This window comes from Paraburkholderia azotifigens (genome assembly GCF_007995085.1).
Taxonomy (GTDB): Bacteria; Pseudomonadota; Gammaproteobacteria; order Burkholderiales; family Burkholderiaceae; genus Paraburkholderia; species Paraburkholderia azotifigens.
The window spans coordinates 2,750,983-2,771,379 of sequence record NZ_VOQS01000001.1; the positions used below are offsets into that span (position 1 = coordinate 2,750,983).

Below are 20,397 nucleotides of genomic sequence, written 5' to 3' on the forward strand. Positions count from 1 at the left end.
CAGGCGTCGTTTGCGTCTTGCATGTTCGCCACGCCGTGCCGCGATGTTCACGCCTAGCGCTTTGCCGGATCCGTCCGGTCGTGCAGATCGTGCGGCTGCGCTTGTGTCGGGTCGACCGATTTCACCTGATTGCGGCCGGCTGCCTTGGCCGCGTACAGCTGCGTGTCGGCGGCGGCGATGAGCCAGACGGTCGGCTCCTGCGAGCGGTGCACGGTTTCCTGCAGCGACAGATCGTAAATCTCGACGTTGCGTGCGAGATCGCCCGAAATCAGCAAAACCAGATTCGCCGAGGTTTCGCGCGCGTGATTCAGCGCGTCGGCGCGTCCCGAGTACGGCGTGGCGAGCGTCAACCCCGCCATCGCCGAGGCGATCAGCGTGCCCGCGATGCCCGTCAGGAACGGGCGATTGCCCACCGCTTGCGACATTGCCTCGCCCCGTTTGCGCGCGATATGGCGAAACCGCGTGGTCGCAGTCGTAATCGGGCGATGAGTGCGCCGTGAATGTGTCGTGCATGTGCCGTGAATCTGCCCATAAGCTAGCAGCCCTGCGAAGCGCGCAGCAAGCGTCGCGCGCGGGGCGGCAACGCGCGATACGGCGCGGATTCCATCGTGTTTCCGGACGCTGGAACGGATGCCCGCGATGTACAGTGATAGCCCAATCGATCGATCCAAACAACGACATGACGACTGGTTTCGCCCAACGCCTGCTTTCGTGGTCCAGCACCCTGAGCCATCTCGCGGAACGAAACGCGCGACACACGCAGCGCGCGTCCGCTGCTCACGACGCCGGCGCAGCGGGTTCGCCGCGGCGCGGGCCGGCGCTCTGGCTGGCCGTGAGCCTGTCGATGGGCAGCGCGATCGCGCTCGGTCTTGCGCGCTTTTCCTATGCACTGCTGCTGCCGCCCATGAAAGCCGACCTCGGCTGGAGCTTCGCGCAATCGGGCGCGATGAACACGGCGAACGCGCTGGGTTATCTGCTCGGTGCGCTCGCGTATCCGCGGCTGTCACGGCGGTGGTCGGCGGGCGCGCTGTTCGTGGCCGGATGTGTGGCGACGGCATTGCTGATGGGCATCACGGGCATGCTGTCGGATACCGATGCGCTGTTCGTTCAGCGCGTCGCGACGGGCATCGCGAGCGCCTTTATTTTCGTGAGCGGCGGCGTCCTCGCGGCGCGGCTCGCGACGTCGCATCCTCGCGATGCCGGGCTCGTTCTCGGTCTGTATTACGGCGGCACAGGATGGGGCATCGTTGCGTCGGCGCTGCTCGTGCCGCTCTCGCTCGTTTCGTTTGCATCGCTGCATCGCGCACATGGCTGGCAGCTCGCGTGGTTCGCGCTCGCGGCGGCGTGCGTCGCGTTGTCGTTGATCGCGGGGCAGGCGGCACGGCGTATCGACAGGCAGCATGTGCTGCGCACGGACACGGCGGGCGCTGCGCCGTCGAACGAGCGCGCGGCGCCGATGCTGCGTTATGCGTTTGCGCTCGCCGGTTATGGGCTGTTCGGCGTCGGCTATATCGGCTACATGACATTCATCGTCGCGCTGCTGCGGAACGACGGCATGAGCGAAGGGATCGTCACCGGCTTCTATCTGCTCCTGGGCGTCGCGACGATCGTGTCGGCGCGCATCTGGTCGAGGCTGCTCGACCGCATGCGCGGCGGCCAGGCGCTCGCGCTGCTCAATGCATTGCTCGCGCTGGCGACGCTGATGCCCGCAGTCGTCACGCATCCTGTCATCGCGTTTGCGTCGGGCGTGCTGTTCGGCGCGACGTTCCTGTCGGCCGTGGCATCGACGACGGCCTTCGTGCGCCACAATCTGCCCGCTGCGCACTGGGGCCGCGGCATCAGCGCATTCACGATCGTGTTTGCGTTCGGACAGATCGTCGGGCCTACGGTGATCGGCTGGGTGTCCGATGGCGTCGGCCTCGAGCGTGGGCTGATCTATTCCGCATGCGTGCTGGCAGCAGGCGCGGCGTTTGCGGGTATGCAGACAGCATTGACGCAACGCGCCCTTCGTTGAACTGACGTTTTTTTGCCATAGCACCGCACAACGAACGACCGCATATTCGATGCCATTTCAAGCGCTGCGGGGCCTGCGCACTTGCTGCGTTGCGGTCGCCAGCGCACAGAACACGCGCGTTGCCGGGAGCAGGATGAAAACCGATGAAATACTCAGTCGTCCAATTCGAATTTGAGTGTTGCTATTTCGTCAAAACAACTAGAGACACGAGACATCAAAGCCTAAAGTTAAAGTGCTTTCTCAAGTCTTTTGTGCGGTGCGGGGGTGCTTATGAAACGCAGGAACGCGCGACAACTGGTCCGGCTGCTGTCGGACATGCGGCACGCAGCAGATTGCAGGGTGCTGCGAGCGGCTGCAACGCAACGGGCGATCGAGCTCGCGGCGCAAGAGGCGGCAGAGGCGGAGCAGGACAAGCCCGACACGTCACGCGATAACCCTCGCGGCAAGACGACGTGGAGAACATCATGAGAAACGCCACGGAGCAATCGCTGCGGTTCCTGGTCGAGAAATGGCTGGGGCCGGTCGTCGCGCCCGTGCATGTCACGCAGTTCGGCCGCACGAAATGGGACAACACGCGCTACGTGCGCGTCGAGACGTCATCGCCGGACGGCATGCGCTCGCTGTTCTTCTTCCGTCACGGAGACGGCTGCTGGTGTGTGTTTCCTCCGACCTCATACAAACACCGCCCCGTCGAAAGCTGGCGCGCCATGGCGGCTCAGGTGGCGGCGTAGTTCGGGGACCGTCGACGCGAGTCGACTGTCGTGCCGGCGCCGCGCCGGCGTTCAGACCGGTTCCGCCGAATCCGCCGAGACACCGCGCCGCGCCGTCCACATCGGCATCACCTGACACACGATCAGTCCCGCCAGCATCAGCGCGCATCCGAGCAGCGCGCGCGACGCGAGCGTTTCGCCGAGCACGAGCCAGCCCGCCAACGCGGCGAACACGCCTTCCATGCTGAAAATCACGGCCGCGTGCGCAGGCGCGGCGTCTTTTTGCGCGACGACCTGGATCGTGTACGCGACGCCCACCGACAGCGCGCCGCCGTAGAGAATGGTCGGCGCGGCACGGACGATGTCGCCGATGCGCAGCGGATCGACGGCCAGTCCGATCGCGAGACTGACGACGCCGCAGACGACGAATTGCACCAAAGCAAGCGCCAGCGGATCGTGACGGCGCGCGAAGCGGCTGACGAGCACGACCTGCGCCGAGATAACCAACGACCCCGCGAGCTGGAGCCAGTCGCCGTACAGAATCGAGAAGTGCTCATCAACGCTCAGAAAATACATGCCGAGCGCGGCCAGCAGCGCACCGAGCCACACGCCGATTCCCGTCTGATGACGCAGCACCACGCCCATCACCGGAACGATCACGACATACAGTGACCTGATGAAGCCCGCATTCGCCACTTTCGTGTATTGCAGGCCGATCTGCTGACAGGAAATCGACACGGCGACGAGCAGGCCGAGTAGCGTGCCGTCGCGCCATAGCGTCGAGAGAGGCATGGCAGCATCGAGCGAGACGGCCGGCTTACGACGCCGCGCAATCGACCACACGATCAGGACAACGAACGCGCCCAGCAGAAAGCGCAGCCCCGTAAAGAGAAACGGTCCGATCGAGTCGAGGCTCAGGCGTTGCGCGACAAATGCGCTGCCCCAGATCATCGCGGCGGCGAGCATCAGAAGATTCGCGCGCAGGTGTTGGCGAGTGGCGGTTTTCAAACGGATATTCCTGGCGAGACGGATTGTTTCGTACAGAAAGCGGCGAACGCTTGCAGGCGCCGAATGCGCATCTGATCAGACGAAACAACCTGCATGAATGGCAGCCGACATGATACCTGCGCGCGCTGTCGGGGAAGCGTCGACGTGTCGAAAGCTATTGGTAAGAATTGATGTCTCCCGGAAAATACATATCGAACTTTATGGGATGACAAACCGCCTACGCTGCGTGATACTCCCCGCGGGGAGCCGCCAGGCGCAACGGCCCTGACGGCTTCACCCATCATGCGGTTCTAATTCACATTTGACTTAAATGTCGTCAGGTTTGGGGATAACACATATGAAGAAGATCATCGCCTCGCTCGTCACCGCCTCGCTCGCGCTGGTGTCCGTTCAAGCTTTCGCACAGGCATCCGACGCAGCGCCGGCAGCAGCTAGCGCCGCGAAGCCGAAGCACGCCCACAAGCAACTGAAGACGCACGGCAAGCGCGCAGGCGTGTCGTCGGCCGCTTCGGCTGCAGGCACGAACGACAAGGGCTCGGCAAACTAAGCTGCCCCGTTCGCCACGCCGGCCGCCTTAAAGCGATGCCGGCGCAGGAACCAGAAAGGCCGAAGCAGATGCTTCGGCCTTTTGCATGTTGGGCGCGTCCTGCGCGAGTCCGCATTCGGGCGAAAGCGGCGTCAGGAGCGACGTGAAAGGTGCGACGTGAAGAGCGGAGCCGAAACCGCCGCTCAGGCGCCTGCTGCGAGCCCGTTGACCAGCAATTCGGCGATCAGCCCGTTCATCCCTTCAGGATGCGTCGCGGCGCGCTCCTTCAACTGCTCGACGAGCGTCTCGGGCAGCTTGCAGGCAAACGGAACGAGGCCTTTCGCCTGATCGAGCTTGCGCTGTTCGCGGCGATCGAGCTGCGTCTGTTGCGTCGAACCCTTGCCGAAGCGGTCGGCGGCGAGCGTCTGTTTCATGTCGTTGCCGAGTTTCAGCGCCTTGTTCTTCTCAAGGTCGAATTTCTTCATTGCCATGCGGAAAACCTCAAACGGGTAAGCAATCCAGCATTGTACGCATCGCGCGGTGCCTGAACGGCGGAGGCGTGTGAGTCCAGGCTATTTTGCGGGCGCCGCCGCGCCCGTCACGCTGTCCATCAGCGCGCGCATGCGCCGCCAATGCGAGCCTTCCCAGAAGACGCGCCGGCATACGTCGCAGGTGACGAATTGCGAATGCCGCTCCAGCACGCCATCGGGCGCGCGGCCGATCGCTTCGTCCCTCGGAATGCGCCGCAGCGGCACGTTGCAGGTGAGACACAGCCGAAATGGCCGCGCGCTGCGGGCCAGATCGAGCCGGTCGAACACTTCGCGCAACTGCGCTTCGGGCTTCAGCGCGCGCACGTAGCAGCCGTGTGTGATCGTGCGGCGTTTCAGCAGTTCGCGGTCGCGTGTGAGTACGATGCGGTCTTCGTCGGATGCAATCGATTCGATATGCGAATCCGCGTAGTGATTGTCGTACAGTGTGTCGAAGCCCGCGAGCCGCAGCAGTTGCGCAAGCCCGCCGAGATGCGCGTCGGCGACGAAACGCACGACCCGCAGCGGACGCTCGCGCACGCGCAGGACAGGCCGGATATCGAGCGCCTCGAACTTAGGATAGACGGCCACGCGATCGCCTTCCTGCAACTGATGATCGAAGCGGACCGATTCGCCGTTGACGAGGATCAGTTCGACTTCCGTGTGCGGCACGCCGAGCGCCTCGATCATGTGTTTGGCCGAGGCGGCGCGCGCACATTCGCAACTGAACGATTGCCGGCGCAGCGGCCGTGCCAGGAAGTCGTTCAATTCCTCGTAGAAGCGGAAAGTCGCGGTGACCATGGCGCCAGTATCGCACCCCGCGAAGGGCCGCGCCGATGGGCAATTACCTGCACGACGCGCGCGGCTATGCTCTACTTCGGGTTCTTGAACAGGAGCTATTGATGGACATCGGTTTTATCGGTCTCGGCGAAATGGGTGCGGCGATGGTCGCAAACATGTTGAAAGCCGGGCACAGCGTGCGTGTCTGGAACCGCTCGGCGGAGAAGGCTCAACCGCTCGTCGGGCTGGGCGCACAGGTGGTCGGTTCGCCTGCGGAAGCGTTCACGGGCGACGCCGTCTTCTCGATGCTCGCCGACGATGCCGCGCTGCGCGATGTCATCAGCGCGTCGCTGCTCGAGCACGCGCCGCGCGGGCTGATTCACGTGAACATGGCGACGATTTCCGTCTCGCTCGCCGAAGAACTGGCGACGGCGCACGCGGGCCGCGGCCTGAATTACGTCGCGGCGCCCGTGATGGGCCGGCCCGACGTCGCCGCCGCGGCGAAGCTGACGATCGTCGCGGCCGGACCCGCCGAGGCGATCGACCGCGTTCAACCCGTGTTCGATTCGATTGGTCAAAAGACATGGCGCATCGGCTCGCTGCCGCAGCAGGCGAACGTCGTGAAACTGGCGGCGAATTTCATGCTGGCGGCGGCTGTCGAGTCGCTCGGCGAGGCGTCGGCGCTGCTTGGCGGACATGGCGTCGCGATGCAGGATTTTCTCGATGTGATCACGAACAGCGTGTTCCCCGGCCCTGTTTATCAGGGTTACGGCAAGATGATCGCGGAGCAGCGCTATGAACCGGCGCTCTTCAAGGCGCGTCTCGGCCTGAAGGACGTGCGGCTCGCGCTGGCGGCTGCCGATCTCGTTTCGACGCCGCTGCCCGTCGCGAGCGTCGTGCGCGACAGCCTGATCGAAGCCGTCGCTCACGGCGACGGCGAGAAGGATTTTGCGGTGCTGGGCCAGGTTGCATCGCGCCGCGCGGGGCGCTGACGGGGTTCCTTCGGCCGGTTGTCGATGCTTGCGGTTATCCCGACCGGCAGGCCGCACGAATCGGCATCGTAACGGGCGGGGCGGGCATAATGTCCGTCCCGCCCGTTTTCCTTTTTCAGCGAGCATACGCATCATGAGTCTGCACACCTGGTGGCTCTATCTGGCCACGATCTTCGTCGTTTGCGCGATTCCCGGCCCGAACATGCTGTTGATGATGACGCACGGCGCCCGTCACGGCATGCGTCAAACCTCGGCCACGATGGCCGGCTGCCTGTTGTCGCTGATGCTGATGCTCGCGGTTTCCGTCGCTGGCCTAGGCGTGCTGCTGAAAGCATGGCCGACCATGTTCAACGCCTTGCGCCTGCTGGGCGCGGCGTATCTGATCTGGCTCGGCGTGAAGGCGTGGCGCGCGCCCGTCAGCGAAGCCGCGGCGGCGCAGGTCGGCGCGTCGTCGGGCGATGCGGCTAACGCGGGAGATGTCGGCGGCAAGCACGCGCCGTCGCGCGGCGCATTGATGCGCAACGGGTTTCTCGTCGGCAGCAGCAATCCGAAAGCGATTCTGTTTTCCGCCGCGCTGTTGCCGCAATTCATCGACGCCTCGCTCCCGACGCTGCCGCAATTCGCGATTCTCGTCGTCACGACGGCGGTGATGGAAGTGAGCTGGTACGTCGTGTATGCCGCTTGCGGCACGCAGATCGGTGCGAAACTGAAGAGCAGCAGCGTCGCGAAAGCGTTCAACAGGCTGACAGGCGGCGTGTTCGTCGGCTTCGGCGCGATGATGGCGCTGGTGCGGCATTGACGCGAACTTACGGCTGCGTCGTCATGGTGCGGAGCACAAAAACGCACCCAAACGGTGCGCTGCGACGTTTTGTCACCCTTCTGGATCGTAGAACAGACGCTCTAACGTCGCATGTTGCGATGCACCACGCGTTTTGCTATAGTCTGACTTGTCTCCTCCATGTCTCCTCTGATATGGATTCAGCCCGCCACCTTGGCGGGCTTTTTTTTCGCCTGTCGTTTGTCACCGTCGCTGAACTCAGAATTTGTAGGAGACGGCGAGATACGTGATGATCGGATTGGCCTTCAGCTCCGACTTCGAGACGCCCAGTTCCGTGCCGTCCGCTGCCTTGATGATCACCGACGAAGTCGTCTTCAGCGGAATGTAGGTGACGGAAGCGGTAATGCCCCAGTGATCGGTGACGTTGTAGATCGCGCCTGCATTGAACACAGGTGCCCACGACGACGACGCCTTCGCTTCCACCGTCGTTTTCCCCGGCTTGCCCGCGCCTGCCGCCAGAATCGCGCCGAGGTTGTCCTGCGTCGACGTGACGAAGTTATTGTTCAGCTGAATGTCGCTGAACCAGTTGTACGACACGCCGATGCCGAGAAACGGCCGGAATTTTGCTGTCGACGACGCGAAGTAATACTGGAAGATCAACGCCGGACTCCATTGCCGCACGCTCTTGACGATGGGGTTGACGGCGGGATCGCCGATATCCTGCTTGCCTAGCGCGCCCGCGGGGCCGGGCGGCTGAATGGTGCCGTGCCCGTAGATCTGGAACTTCGGCGGAATGCCCGCCACCGATGTCACGGCAATATGGTCGGTGACGAAGTGCGAGAACACGAGACCGGCGGTGTCGGCGTTATTCGTCGAGAGACTGGTGCCCTGCGACGTGAACGAACTCGGCAGGCGCAGCGGCGTGTTGATCGGCACGGGCGCGACGTGCGTGGTGAGCGGCGTGCTCGAGTCCTGCGGCATCACGTGAAACCAGCCGAGCGTGACGAGGTTGTCGCCCGCCTTCTGCGCATACGCGTTCAGCGATGCAAAAGACAACGCGGCGGCCAATGCAGCGGCCAAAGCCGCTATCAGGTGCTTTTTCATTCTGTTCCTCCTGAGCGGGCGGCCTGCCTTGCGGACGACGGCGTTATCGATGCCGTCCGTCTGCGCGCTTCCCGGCTCCCGCTCCCCTGCGTGTGATCAGGGGAGCGGCCGGGCGGCGGTCGCCTCGTTGCGTTCTAGGGGGTGAGCTTCGCGGTGAAGTGCGTGATGAAACTCGCGCGCATCACTGGACGAAGGCGCCGATCGTGAAGTACGGCGACGACGCGTTCGACAGGTCCAGGAAGCCGAACACGCCTCCCGTGAAAATGAACTTGCCGGTCGGCGCGCTGCCCGCGGTTGCACTCGTGTATGTCGATGTCACGACGCCGGGCACGCTTTGCGTGAAGTCGAGATTCAGCGCCCTGGTCAGCGAGGCCTGCGACGGATTGAACGGGTCGAGCAGCGTCGCCTGCGTGCCGACGAGCGCGTTGGTGCGGTAGTTGGACTCGCTGTCGACGCCGATGTACTCACCGTTCTGCGAGTTGACGGCGACGTTCGACTGCGGCGCGAGAATCGAGATGCCCGATTCGTCGTCGGCGACGGGAAGGATCACGCCGCCTTGCGGGTCCGTGGCTAGCGTCGACGTTGCGTAGCCGGTGCGGATCAGGATCGGCACGTTCTGGTTGCGCAGTTTGCCGACGATCATGAAGCCCTTGCCGGCCGGCGACGACGCCTGTGTCGGCTTGCCCTGACCCTGGAAGTTATCGGTTTCGAACGCGCCGCTGCCGTCCGATGACTGTACCCAGTTGGTGCCCGGCTGCTGGCACTTGCCGGCGTTGACGCCCGCGTTGTCGCACTCCGTCCAGGTGCCGTCGGCATTGATCGTGATCTTCGTATCGACGACGGCCGGCGCGAAGTTTTGCGACGGAATCTGGTGGTAGCCAAGCTGGTTGTACGTGCCCGTGACGTTGGCCAGATTCGTCTCGAGCGTCGAGAAGCCGATGAACGGGTAATACGGGAATTTCGTATCGGGCACCTTGCCCTGGCCGAGCACGCCGCCGAACGAGATCTCCGCGCCCGGAATCGTGCCCCCCGCGACGCCTTCGCCGACGAAGATGCGCGCCGGCCGGTCCGGATCGAGGCTCGCGCCGTTCAGGCGGAACGCACACTGGTTGAGCTTGTTGGTAGGAAGCAGGGTTTCCTGGGTTAGCGTGCCCGAGGCCGTCTGGCCTTTGCGCGTAGGTTCGACGGTGCCCGTCGTAGCGGGGACCGGCGATTCGACGTAGCGGACCTGCCAGGTCATCCTGGTCGTATCGAGTTGCAGCTTCGCGAGTTCGCCGTCGCCGCCGCCGCCCGTAAAGGTTGTGCCGTAATCGAGCGAGGCGGGACACAGGCGCGCTTCCACAGGCGGCGCGCCTTCGCTGCCCGCGCCGCCGCACGCGCCGAGCAAGGGCGCTGCAAAGGCCAGCGCCGAAAAGATCTTCCAGTTCATCGTGCCTCCAGTCTTGTTATGGGCGGCCAGCTCCCTGTCCAGCCGCCGTCGGTCTTGTGATCTAGCGATGCTGCGTGCCTGCTTTCATTGCCTCTCGCCGTGCAGGACTTTTGCCGATACCGCTCGTTTGCCGCTTGTTAGCTGCTTGTTTGCGGCTCACTTGCTGATCTGCGCGCCGACGCTGAAGTACGGCGAATTGACGGTGTTCGCGTTGGCGGAGCTCGGCGCAACGCCGCCGTTTTCCGTGCCGTTGATGAAGATCGCGTACAGGCCGCCCGCCGCGATTGCGAGCCCGGGATTGCCCTGCCCATCGGCGACGGTGACGAGGCCGTCGCTGCTCTGGCCGTAGGTGAGCGAGAAGCCGCTTTCGGCCGCCTGCGTGGTCGGATTGATGAAGCTGCCGAGGCCGCCCGAGATCAGCGACGCGGTGTACCGGAAGTTCGAGTCCGCGCCGACGTAGCCGCCGTTGAAGCCGCCCGACGCGAGCGGCGTCGCGCTGGCGAGCAGCGCGATACCGGATTCGTCGTCGATCGCGAGCGTCAGCGGGTTTGTGTTGACGTTGCCGGTGCGAACCACGACGGGGACGGTCGCGCCGTTGAGCTGGCCGAGGATCATGTGGGCCTTGGCCGATTTCCCCGTTGGGAAGCCGAGGACCTGGTACTGAGCTTCGATCTGCGGCGCCGTGCTGCTGTCGAAATAGCCGTTGGCGTTCAGCGTGTAGGCGCTGCCCGTCGTCAGACATCGCGTCGTCGGGTCCGGCGAACTGGGCGAAGCGGTGGACGTGGACGGATTGGTCGGCGCCGAGCATGCACCGTTTGCATCGAAGGTTTCGATCGTGTTGATGGCCCGCGCGGCGAACTGTTCGGTCGGCTGGATGTGATAGAGCAGGCCGTTGTAGGTGCCTGCGAGCTTCGACAGATCGGTCGACGTGCTCGCGAAGCCGAGGAAAGGATAAAAGTCGAAGGTGCGCGAGTTGACCGATCCGATGTTGAGCGGACCCGTGTACGAGATCGTCGCGCCGGGGATGCCGCCGCCCGCGACGCCCTTGCCGACGAACACGATAGGCGGATTGGTCGATGAGAAGGGCGTGGTGTAAGTCGCGCCCGTCGAAGGCGCCGTGCCCGACGCGGGCGTCAGCATAAATGCGCAGCGCGTTTGTTCGGCGTTCGGCAGCATGCCCGCGGGCGGGTGCATCACCGCGCCCGTCACGGTCGTGTTCCGACGCGTGTTGTCGACATTGCCCGCCGCCACGGGAATCGGCGAATCGAAGAATTTCAGCGTGTACGTCATCTTCACGGCGTCGATGTTCAGCGAGACCACTTCGCCGCTGCCGGCGCCGCCGAGGTACGTGCTCTTGACGATATCGGCGTCGGCCGGACAGAGCGTGCTGGTGTCGGCTGCTTGCGACGGCGGTCCCTGGACGCCGCAGCTCGAGCCCGAGCACTGGTTCGTCTGGATCGAGCCGGGGTCGCCTGCCTTACCTCCACCGCAGGCGATCAGAAACGGCACGCTGGCAATAGCACATGCCAGCCCTTTTGAAATGGCGTCCATGCTGCTGTCTCCCTCTGTCGACTCGAGCCGGCGTTTTTCCACGCCTGACTCGTGTCCCATTCGATTTATGGCAAGCGTCTAATTTGCGAGCTAATTTCGCCGCGCGATTTAAAACTGTCAATTGAACGAACCGTCTAAAAAGCCCGATTCAAACAGCGCATTTTTCGCGGAGAGTCGCATGGCGCTTCGAGGCGCGCGTTTTAAAACAAAAACAGAATTTCGTGCCTCAGGCGGATTGTGTTGTGTTCCCGCCGGGCCTTGATGGGCGGGCGAATCGGCAAAACGCGTCTATCATCTTCGAACGCTCGTTCGTAAAAAAATCGGGTGTATCCCTATGCGGTAATAGATGCCTTTTGTGAAAGGAATAAGCAGTAAATACCTGCTTTTAAGGACTGCTGCAGATAGTGGGAAAATTGAAAGGCGTTATCGCGCGTTTAATAAGCCGTTTTAGATCGCGGATGGATAAGCCGAAAAAGAAAAAGCCGGCGTTTGAATGCTGGCTTTCTGAGATGCGGGACGGCGCGCGCCGTCCGCGGGTTGATTAGCGCTTGAGGCCCGTTGCTTCGTCCGCGCCGATCGCGAGGTTCATGCACTGGATTGCCGCGCCCGATGCGCCCTTGCCGAGGTTGTCGAGCCGCGCGACCGTGACGAAGCGCTCTTCGTTGCCGAACACGAACAGGTCGACGCGATTCGTGTCGTTGTTCGCCTGGACGTCGAAGAAGCCGCTGTCGAGGTTCTCGTCGGCGTTGAACGGCGCGACGCGCACGAACTGCTCGCCGCTGTAGTACTCGGCGAAGAGCGCCTGCAAGTCTTGCGGCGCGGTCGGCTTGGCCAGCTGGCCGGGCGTGAAATACGTCGTGACGGCGAGACCCTTGAAGAAATTGCCGACGATAGGCGTGAAGACGGGCGCGTTCTTCAGGCCCGTGTGTGCGGCCATTTCGGGCAGATGCTTGTGCGCGAGGCCGAGCGCGTACGGACGCGGGCTGTCGAGCTTCGCGTTGCCGCCCGCTTCGTAGTCGGCAATCATCTTCTTGCCGCCGCCGCTGTAGCCGGTGATCGAGTAGCTGTGCGCGGCGAAATCGGCCGATACGACGCCCGCTTCGACGAGCGGACGCATGGCCAGCACGAAGGCCGACGCGTGGCAGCCCGGCACCGCGATGCGCTTCGCCGTGCGCAGGCGCTCGCGCTGCGCGCGGGCGAGTTCGGGCAGACCGTACGCCCAGTCGGCGCTGGTGCGAAACGCCGTGCTCGCGTCGATCAGCACCGTACGGTCGTTTTCCACCAGCGACGCCGATTCGCGGGACGCGACGTCCGGCAGGCACAGGAACGTGACATCGGAAGCGTTGATGAGACGACGGCGCTCGTCGAGGTCCTTGCGCTTCGCTTCTTCGATGCGGAGGATTTCAACGTCTGCGCGCTGCGACAGGTATTCGAAGATCTTCAGGCCGGTGGTGCCTTCCTGTCCGTCGACAAAAACTTTCGTGCTCATCTCAATCTCGCTGGCTGATAAAACGGCGGGAAAACGGCGCGCGTGCCGCGCCGGAACGTTATTTTAAGACCGTGAGGCGGCGCGTGCGCGAAATTGGCAGAAAAACACGTTGCACCGCAACAGTGACAGCGGCATGACGGACAAGGTTCCGGCGCGGAGGGCACGCTTACGCCGGCTGTCCCGCCTTCCAGCGCGCCGTCACGGCGGCGATACGTGCGCCGAACACCTTCGCCGTTTCCACATCGCCCGGCAGCGGGGCTTCATCGGGCGATGCGTCTGCGGGCGACTGCGACAGCAGCCCCGCATAGCCGCCGACGTAGTTCAGGTCGTTGCGCGTCGCCGCCTTCGTGTTCGCGGGCAAGATGCCGAGTCCCGCCCAGATCATGCCGTGCTGCATCGCGAGCGTGATCAGGTACTGGATCGTCGAAAACTTGTCGCCGTTCATCGACGCCGAATTGGTGAAGCCCGCGGCGATCTTGTCTTTCCACTTCTGTCCCATCCACGGCTTGGAGCTGGCGTCGGCGAACTTCTTGAAGTCGGCGGACGGGCCGCCCATGTAGGTCGGCGCGCCGAAGATGATGGCGTCGGCCGTGTCCAGTTCAGCCCAGGCCGCGTCATCCAGCTCGGCTACGGCAACGAGCTTCGCATCGGCGCCGCCGTCCAGCGTACCCGCGAGCACCGCTTCGGCGAGCTTCTTCGTGTGGCCGTAGCCGCTGTGATACACGATGATGATCTTGGACATGCGCAGCTCCATCGTTGCAAGAATTGTCGTAAGTCTAATGAGCGAACGACGCGGCTGCTTTCAGATGCATTGAGAAGACGCCACGTCGCTCCTAAAACGGGCCGACGAACACTAACGGCCGTACGTGACGATCATGCGTGCATAGCCGAGCGTCGCCGTGCTGATTTCGTGGTCGAACATCAGCGACGGCCGGCCTTGTGCGAGCCTGAGGCTGGACGTGTTCAGCGCATACACCGTGATCACGTAGCGATGCGGCTTGCCGGGCGGCGGGCAGGGACCGCCATAGCCGTCGATGTCGAAGTCGTTGCGCGCCTCGACCGCGCCGAGTTTCTTAAGAAAGCCAGAAGCGCTTGCGTTTTCCGGCAAGCGGTCAACCGTGGCGGGAATGCCGACGACGGCCCAGTGCCACCAGCCGCGCCCGGGCGCATCGGGATCGAACATCGTGACCGCGAAGCTGCGCGTGCCGTCGGGCGGATTGTGCCAGCCGAGTTGCGGCGAACGGTTCTGTCCTTTGCAGTCGTAGCGGTCGAGCACCTGCGCGTTATCGACGATGCCGCCTGCGCGAAGGTTGGTGCTCGTGACGGTGAACGCGGTGTCTGCACGGACCGCTGCGGAATGAAGCGAGAGCACGACAACGATGAGCAAAGCGGCGCGCGTCGGCGCCAAATTCAGAAACGGTAGGAACGAACGTAACGAAGCGGGCGGAACGACCAGGCAACGCAAGCGCATGTGCCGAATCTCCTGTCAGGCTCGTAAAGAATTGTCTTTACGAGGGATTGTTGTCCTTTTTAGTGCCCAAGCGACGAATCGAGTCTAACATTACATCTTATGCAGCCATTTGTGCTCGATGAGGGGCCGGTACGGCGCGAAATCGGCTATAGTCGCTGGAGTCGTCCGCGGTTGTAAGCAAGCAGACAAGTCCGAGAAATTTAGAACTAAGAACGGTTGCATGACTGAAGTTTCGGAGCGTGGATTGTCAGTTGAAGGAAGGGCCATGCAAGATCCCATCAGGGTCGTGGTCGCCGACGACCATCCAGTAATTCTCTTTGGTGCGGAACAGGCGTTGCTCAAGTTTCAGGGCATTCGCGTGGTCGCGCGCGCAAAGCAGTCCACTGAGCTGGTGAAGATATTGCAGACGACGCCGTGCGACGTGCTCGTCACGGACCTCGCGATGCCGGGTGGGCAATACGGTGACGGCTTGCCGTTGATCGGCTATCTGCGTCGGAATTTTCCCGACTTGCCCATAGTCGTCCTGACTATGCTCGAAAACGCCGCGCTATTGAAGCGTCTGAGCGAGCTTGGCGTGATTTCGGTCGTCAACAAATCGGACGACTTGAGTCACATCGGCCTTGCGGTGCAGCACGTCAGCCGGCATATCGAATACATGAGTCCTTCCGTCAAGCAGGCCCTCGACACGTTGCGCATGAACACGGGCGGTAAGAACGACGAAGTGATTCTGTCGAAACGCGAGCTGGAAGTCGTTCGGCTCTTTGTGTCGGGCATGACGATCAAGGAAATCTCCGAGCAGCTGAATCGCAGCATTAAGACGATCAGCACGCAGAAGAATACTGCGATGCGCAAACTCGGACTTGAACGGGATTCCGAACTATTTCAGTACGCGCAGAGCAATGGCTTGATGAACCTTTCGTCGTATGCGCCGGGTGAGGCCGATTCGGGTGCCGCTTCGCCAGAAGGTTCATAGGCATTGGGCGAGAGACCGGTGGGCGAAGTCTCAATGTTCAACATGCGGATCGAATAAAAAACGCCGCCTGTCCGAAAGACAGGCGGCGTTTTTTATATGCAGGCCGCGCGCGAGGCGCTGGCGCCGACAGCTTGCTTATTGCGGTGCTGCCGTCGCGCCCCCGTGCGCTGCCGACCATTCGGCCGGTGCGTGCAGAAATTTCTCGACTTCGTCGAGCGTCTTCGTTTCGAAGTAGCCTTGCTCCTTCGCGACGCGCAGCACGTCCCACCACGTGGCGAGCGCGTGCAGATCGACGTCGATGTCCTTCAGCACGGACACGCTTTCCTTGAAGATGTTGTAGTGGAATAGCACGAAGCAGTGGTTCACCGTCGCCCCAGCCGTACGCAGCGCGTTGATGAAGTTGATCTTGCTGCGGCTGTCGGTGGTCAGGTCTTCGACCAGCAGCACGCGCTGGCCTTCCGTCAGCAGGCCTTCGATCTGCGCGTTACGGCCGAAACCCTTCGGCTTCTTGCGCACATATTGCATCGGCACCATCAGACGGTCCGACAGCCATGCTGCGAACGGGATGCCCGCCGTTTCGCCGCCGGCGACGGCGTCGATCTGCTCGTAACCGACGTCGCGCAGGATCGTCGCTTCCGCCATTTCCATCAGGCCGCGGCGCACGCGCGGATACGAGATCAGCTTGCGGCAGTCGATATACACCGGGCTCGCCCAGCCGGAAGTGAAGATGTACGGTTTTTCCGCGTTGAAATGCACTGCCTGGACTTCCAGCAGCATTTTGGCGGTCGTGTCGGAGATCGTCTGGCGATCGAAGCCTGTCATGGGCGAATCCTTCGAGGTGGTGAGCTGGGAGCGCGGGCGCGCGGCCCGGTGGCGCAGCAGGCGTAACGTTTCGCGCCCTGGTGGGCGAAACATGCCGGACGAGTTGAGAAGCCGGCCGGTTTGCTGCGCGCGTAGCCCGCGATTTTACCCGATTCGGACTCTTCCCAGGGCGCCGGGCGGCAAAAGCGGGTAGGCGCAACGGACGTTTGACCTGACGGCCGTGCAATCGGCCTATGACTTTTGGCCGGGTTGTGACGCCGATCCGTGACCTTTACACTCACGCCAAATTTCCATGGAAGGCCCGACAGACGGCCTTTCCGCTCACGTCTGCAGCAGGTTGCCGCCATGAACATCACCTCGTCTTCGCCTCCCGCCGTCCAGCAAGCCCGCCCTGGCTATGCCGCGCGGGCGCTGATCGCGTCGGTGCTCGGTTATGCAATGGACGGCTTCGACCTGCTGATTCTGGGTTTCATGTTGCCTGTCATCGCCGCCGACCTGCACCTTTCGTCGACGCAAGCCGGGTCGCTGGTCACGTGGACGTTGGTCGGCGCCGTTGCCGGCGGCGTGATCTTCGGCATCTTGAGCGATTATTTCGGGCGCGTGCGCATGCTTACGTGGACAATTCTGATCTTCGCCGTCTTCACGGGCCTGTGCGCGCTCGCACAGGGCTACGGCGATCTGCTTGCGTACCGCACCATTGCCGGAATCGGGCTGGGCGGCGAGTTCGGCATTGGCATGACGCTGGTCGCGGAGGCCTGGCCGGCGGCGCAGCGAGCGCGCGTGTCGTCGTATGTCGGGCTGGGCTGGCAACTCGGCGTGCTGGCAGCGGCGCTGCTCACGCCGCTGCTGTTGCCCGTGATCGGCTGGCGCGGCATGTTCGCCGTCGGCCTGATGCCCGCCGTCGTGTCGTTTTTCGTGCGGCGGCGCGTCGAGGAGCCGGCGCTGTTCACCGAACGCGTCGCACGCGGCATGCGCAAGGCGCCAATCAAGCTGCTCGTTGCCGATGCCCGCACCACGCGCGCCAGTGTCGGCGTCGCGATTCTCTGCTCGGTGCAGAACTTCGGCTACTACGGGCTGATGATCTGGCTGCCCACTTACCTGTCGAAAACCTTCGGCTACTCGCTGACGCGCTCGGGGCTGTGGACTGCCGTCACGGTGCTCGGCATGGCGGCCGGGATCTGGCTGTTCGGCGTCGCCGCCGACCGCTTCGGCCGCAAACCGGTGTTTCTTCTCTATCAGGCGGGCGCGGTCCTGATGGTGTATGTCTATTCGCAGTTGAGTACGCCGTTCGCGCTGCTGATCGGCGGCGCGGTGATGGGCATGTTCGTGAACGGGATGATCGGCGGTTACGGTGCGTTGATCTCGGAGCTGTATCCGACAGAAGCCCGGGCGACGGCGCAAAACGTGTTGTTCAACATCGGACGCGCGGTCGGCGGTTTCGGGCCCGTCGCGGTGGGCGCGCTGGCTGCGCAATTTTCGTTTGCTGCGGCGCTCGGCGTGCTCGCGTCGATCTATGTGCTCGACATCCTCGCGACGCTCTTTCTGATACCGGAGCGCCGCGGCGCAGCGCTCGAATAACGGGCGCCGCCGCTTGGCGGACGAGCGTGTGGAAGCGCTTCATGTCGCGTTGCAGCAAGCAGTGGCGCGGCTCGGGCTTATCCGTTCGGTACAAAACGCATCTCCGAACTGACTCATCCGGGGTGTACACTGATCGACCCGAAAAAGCTCAGCGTCGCCTGCTTTCCGCTGAGGTTTGACGCCGCGCCTAACCGGCGCCCGCGAGAATCGCCGCCGTCGAGCATCACTTCGACATTGGCCAGCGCAGCACGTGACATTGAGCAGGGTCCAATTATCAACGTCTCGCAGGTTAAAAAATGGACGAACAACTGAAGCAAAGCGCTCTCGCATACCACCAGAATCCGAAGCCCGGCAAGATCTCGGTTACGCCGACCAAGCCGCTTTCGAACCAGCTGGACCTGTCGCTGGCGTATTCGCCGGGTGTCGCGGCCGCGTGCATGGCGATTTACGACGAACCGCTCGACGCGCAGAAGTACACGTCGCGCGGCAACCTGGTCGGCGTGATCACGAACGGCACGGCCGTGCTGGGCCTCGGCAACATCGGGCCGCTCGCCGCGAAGCCGGTGATGGAAGGCAAGGGCTGTCTCTTCAAGAAGTTCGCCGGCATCGACGTGTTCGATATCGAGCTGAGCGAGTCCGATCCCGACAAGCTCGTCGAAGCGATCGCGATGCTGGAGCCGACGCTTGGCGGCATCAACCTCGAAGACATCAAGGCGCCCGAATGCTTCTACATCGAGAAGAAGCTGCGCGAGCGCATGAAGATTCCCGTTTTCCACGACGACCAGCACGGCACGGCGATCATCGCGTCGGCGGCGATTCTCAACGGCCTGAAAGTGGTCGGCAAGAAGCTCGAAGACGTGAAGCTGGTGTGTTCGGGTGCGGGCGCGGCGGCTATCGCGTGTCTGGATCTGCTCGTGCATCTGGGCCTGAAAAAGTCGAACACGCTGGTGATCGACTCGAAGGGCGTCATCTACGAAGGGCGCGGCAATCTGGACGCGTCGAAGGAGCGCTATCAGGCGAGCACCGACGCGCGCACGCTCGGCGACGCAATGCACGGCTGCGACGTGTTCCTGGGCTGCTCGAGCGCGGGCGTGCTGAAGCCGGAAATGGTCGCGACGATGGCCGGCAAGCCGCTGATCCTGGCGCTCGCCAATCCGGAGCCGGAAATCCGCCCGGAAGAAGCGAAGAAAGTGCGTCCGGACTGCATCGTCGCCACGGGCCGGTCGGACTACCCGAACCAGGTCAACAACGTGCTGTGCTTCCCGTTCATCTTCCGCGGCGCGCTGGACGTCGGCGCGACGACGATCACGGAAGAAATGAAGCTCGCCTGCGTGCGCGCGATCGCCGAACTCGCGGAAGAAACAGATCAGGGCGACGAAGTCGCGAAGGCGTACGAAGGCCATTCGCTTGAATTCGGGCCCGACTATCTGATTCCGAAGCCGTTCGATCCGCGTCTGATCATCAAGATCGCGCCCGCTGTCGCGCAGGCCGCGATGGATTCGGGTGTCGCCACGCGTCCGATTCAGGACATGGACGCGTACCGCGAGCAGCTCGGCGCAACCGTCTACCGTACGGGCATGGTGATGCGTCCCGTGTTCGCGGCAGCGAAGGCGCAACCGGCGCGCATCGTGTTCGCGGAAGGCGAAGACGAGCGCGTGCTGCGTGCTGCGCAATTCGTGCTGCTCGAGAAGATCGCGAAACCGATTCTGGTCGGCCGTCCGAGCGTGATCGAGATGCGTCTGAAGAAGATGGGCTCGAAGCTCAAGTGCGGTGAGGACGTCGAAATCGTCAATCCGGAAGACGATCCGCGTTACCAGAAGAGCTGGCAGGCGTATCACGAGATCGGTGCGCGTGAAGGCGTGACGCCGGAAGTCGCGAAGGCCGCGATGCGCAAGTTCAACACGCTGATCGGCGCGATTCTCGTGCATCTCGGCGACGCGGACGGCATGATCTGCGGCCTGATCGACACGTATCACGAGCATCTGAAGTTCGTCGAGCAGGTGCTGGGCAAGGCCGCGAACGTCGACAACTTCGCCGCGATGAACCTGCTGATGCTGCCGGGCCGCAACCTCTTCATCAGCGACACGTACGTGAACGAAGTGCCGACGGCCGAGCAGCTCGCCGACATGACGATTCTCGCCGCGCGCGAAATCGAGAAGTTCGGCATCTTGCCGAAGGTCGCGCTGCTGTCGAACTCGAACTTCGGCAGCGTGCCGGGTTCGTCTTCGGCACGCATGGCGCAGGCACGCAAGCTGATCTCCCAGCGTGCGCCGCAACTCGAAGTGGACGGCGAAATGCACGGCGACGCGGCGCTGTCGGAAGCAGTGCGCAAAGCCGCGTTCCCCGGCACAACGCTGACGGGCGAAGCCAATCTGCTCATCATGCCGAACGTCGAAGCGGCGAACATCACGTACAACCTGCTGAAGATGATCGGCGGCGAAGGCGTGACGGTCGGCCCGTTCCTGCTCGGCGCGGCGAAGCCGGTGCACATCCTGACGCCGGCCGCGACCGTGCGCCGGATCATCAACATGACGGCCGTCGCGTCGGCGAACGCCAGCGTCGATCGTCAGGCCACGAAGTAATCCGCTTCGTCGGCAGATAGAAAAGGGCACCGCGAGGTGCCCTTTTTATTGCCTGCTGCGTTT

19 protein-coding genes are annotated in these 20,397 nt (G+C 63.2%); 8 read left to right on the forward strand and 11 right to left on the reverse strand.

The features are described from left to right. Positions 1 to 53: 53 nt before the first annotated feature. Positions 54 to 425, reverse strand: a complete 372-nt coding sequence (locus tag FRZ40_RS46115; protein ID WP_420873853.1) for a hypothetical protein — start codon at positions 423 to 425, stop codon at positions 54 to 56. 254 nt (positions 426 to 679) lie between these two features. On the opposite strand from FRZ40_RS46115, the gene FRZ40_RS12230 reads away from it, so the two are divergent. Both FRZ40_RS12230 and FRZ40_RS12235 read left to right on the forward strand, forming a co-directional pair. Continuing rightward, positions 680 to 2,014 carry a YbfB/YjiJ family MFS transporter gene (locus tag FRZ40_RS12230; protein WP_167528650.1) on the forward strand — a complete coding sequence of 445 codons (1,335 nt, stop codon included), beginning with the start codon at positions 680 to 682 and terminating at the stop codon, positions 2,012 to 2,014. 464 nt (positions 2,015 to 2,478) lie between these two features. Further along, positions 2,479 to 2,745: a hypothetical protein gene (locus tag FRZ40_RS12235; RefSeq protein ID WP_147234252.1), complete on the forward strand. Its 267-nt coding sequence runs from the start codon at positions 2,479 to 2,481 to the stop codon at positions 2,743 to 2,745. Between the two features lie 51 nt (positions 2,746 to 2,796). Here the strand turns inward: FRZ40_RS12235 and FRZ40_RS12240 are convergent, their stop codons facing one another. Continuing rightward, positions 2,797 to 3,732, reverse strand: a complete 936-nt coding sequence (locus FRZ40_RS12240; protein ID WP_147234253.1) for a DMT family transporter — start codon at positions 3,730 to 3,732, stop codon at positions 2,797 to 2,799. A 337-nt stretch (positions 3,733 to 4,069) separates the two neighbouring features. Here FRZ40_RS12240 and FRZ40_RS12245 point away from each other — a divergent pair, with 337 nt between their 5' ends. Continuing rightward, complete coding sequence (locus FRZ40_RS12245) at positions 4,070 to 4,279, forward strand: hypothetical protein (RefSeq protein ID WP_028367437.1); 210 nt, start codon at positions 4,070 to 4,072, stop codon at positions 4,277 to 4,279. Positions 4,280 to 4,461: 182 nt separating this feature from the next. On the opposite strand, the gene FRZ40_RS12250 is transcribed toward FRZ40_RS12245, so the two are convergent. After that, on the reverse strand, positions 4,462 to 4,749 hold the full coding sequence (locus FRZ40_RS12250) for a hypothetical protein (RefSeq protein WP_147234254.1): 288 nt from the start codon (positions 4,747 to 4,749) through the stop codon (positions 4,462 to 4,464). 81 nt (positions 4,750 to 4,830) lie between these two features. After that, complete coding sequence (locus FRZ40_RS12255; protein ID WP_147234255.1) at positions 4,831 to 5,586, reverse strand: Mut7-C RNAse domain-containing protein; 756 nt, start codon at positions 5,584 to 5,586, stop codon at positions 4,831 to 4,833. A 101-nt stretch (positions 5,587 to 5,687) separates the two neighbouring features. Here FRZ40_RS12255 and FRZ40_RS12260 point away from each other — a divergent pair, with 101 nt between their 5' ends. Both FRZ40_RS12260 and FRZ40_RS12265 read left to right on the forward strand, forming a co-directional pair. Next, positions 5,688 to 6,557 (forward strand): NAD(P)-dependent oxidoreductase, encoded by an 870-nt coding sequence (locus FRZ40_RS12260; RefSeq protein ID WP_147234256.1) that lies wholly within the window; start codon positions 5,688 to 5,690, stop codon positions 6,555 to 6,557. A 133-nt stretch (positions 6,558 to 6,690) separates the two neighbouring features. Continuing rightward, the gene (locus tag FRZ40_RS12265) at positions 6,691 to 7,356 is read left to right on the forward strand and encodes a LysE family translocator (protein WP_028367441.1); all 666 of its coding nucleotides are present in this window, start codon (positions 6,691 to 6,693) and stop codon (positions 7,354 to 7,356) included. Between the two features lie 237 nt (positions 7,357 to 7,593). Here FRZ40_RS12265 and FRZ40_RS12270 read toward each other — a convergent pair whose 3' ends face one another. The 6 genes from FRZ40_RS12270 to FRZ40_RS12295 all read right to left on the reverse strand — a co-directional run bounded on the left by FRZ40_RS12270 (position 7,594) and on the right by FRZ40_RS12295 (position 14,379). Further along, positions 7,594 to 8,439, reverse strand: coding sequence for an OmpW/AlkL family protein (locus FRZ40_RS12270; RefSeq protein WP_028367442.1), 846 nt, complete (start codon positions 8,437 to 8,439; stop codon positions 7,594 to 7,596). A gap of 181 nt (positions 8,440 to 8,620) precedes the next feature. Continuing rightward, positions 8,621 to 9,868 carry a DUF2957 domain-containing protein gene (locus tag FRZ40_RS12275; RefSeq protein ID WP_147234257.1) on the reverse strand — a complete coding sequence of 416 codons (1,248 nt, stop codon included), beginning with the start codon at positions 9,866 to 9,868 and terminating at the stop codon, positions 8,621 to 8,623. 156 nt (positions 9,869 to 10,024) lie between these two features. Next, positions 10,025 to 11,419: a DUF2957 domain-containing protein gene (locus tag FRZ40_RS12280; RefSeq protein ID WP_147234258.1), complete on the reverse strand. Its 1,395-nt coding sequence runs from the start codon at positions 11,417 to 11,419 to the stop codon at positions 10,025 to 10,027. A gap of 541 nt (positions 11,420 to 11,960) precedes the next feature. Further along, positions 11,961 to 12,908, reverse strand: a complete 948-nt coding sequence (gene argC / locus FRZ40_RS12285) for an N-acetyl-gamma-glutamyl-phosphate reductase (RefSeq protein WP_147234259.1) — start codon at positions 12,906 to 12,908, stop codon at positions 11,961 to 11,963. A gap of 166 nt (positions 12,909 to 13,074) precedes the next feature. Beyond that, positions 13,075 to 13,650, reverse strand: coding sequence for a flavodoxin family protein (locus FRZ40_RS12290; RefSeq protein ID WP_028367446.1), 576 nt, complete (start codon positions 13,648 to 13,650; stop codon positions 13,075 to 13,077). Positions 13,651 to 13,761: 111 nt separating this feature from the next. Continuing rightward, complete coding sequence (locus FRZ40_RS12295) at positions 13,762 to 14,379, reverse strand: YbhB/YbcL family Raf kinase inhibitor-like protein (protein ID WP_028367447.1); 618 nt, start codon at positions 14,377 to 14,379, stop codon at positions 13,762 to 13,764. 265 nt (positions 14,380 to 14,644) lie between these two features. On the opposite strand from FRZ40_RS12295, the gene FRZ40_RS12300 reads away from it, so the two are divergent. Next, positions 14,645 to 15,352 (forward strand): response regulator, encoded by a 708-nt coding sequence (locus FRZ40_RS12300; RefSeq protein WP_028367448.1) that lies wholly within the window; start codon positions 14,645 to 14,647, stop codon positions 15,350 to 15,352. Positions 15,353 to 15,487: 135 nt separating this feature from the next. Here FRZ40_RS12300 and FRZ40_RS12305 read toward each other — a convergent pair whose 3' ends face one another. After that, complete coding sequence (locus FRZ40_RS12305; protein ID WP_028367449.1) at positions 15,488 to 16,174, reverse strand: orotate phosphoribosyltransferase; 687 nt, start codon at positions 16,172 to 16,174, stop codon at positions 15,488 to 15,490. Between the two features lie 345 nt (positions 16,175 to 16,519). Between FRZ40_RS12305 and FRZ40_RS12310 the strand changes: the two genes are divergently transcribed. Both FRZ40_RS12310 and FRZ40_RS12315 read left to right on the forward strand, forming a co-directional pair. Continuing rightward, positions 16,520 to 17,752 (forward strand): MFS transporter, encoded by a 1,233-nt coding sequence (locus tag FRZ40_RS12310; protein WP_147234260.1) that lies wholly within the window; start codon positions 16,520 to 16,522, stop codon positions 17,750 to 17,752. A gap of 296 nt (positions 17,753 to 18,048) precedes the next feature. Then, the gene (locus FRZ40_RS12315) at positions 18,049 to 20,334 is read left to right on the forward strand and encodes an NADP-dependent malic enzyme (protein ID WP_028367451.1); all 2,286 of its coding nucleotides are present in this window, start codon (positions 18,049 to 18,051) and stop codon (positions 20,332 to 20,334) included. Positions 20,335 to 20,397: the final 63 nt, after the last annotated feature.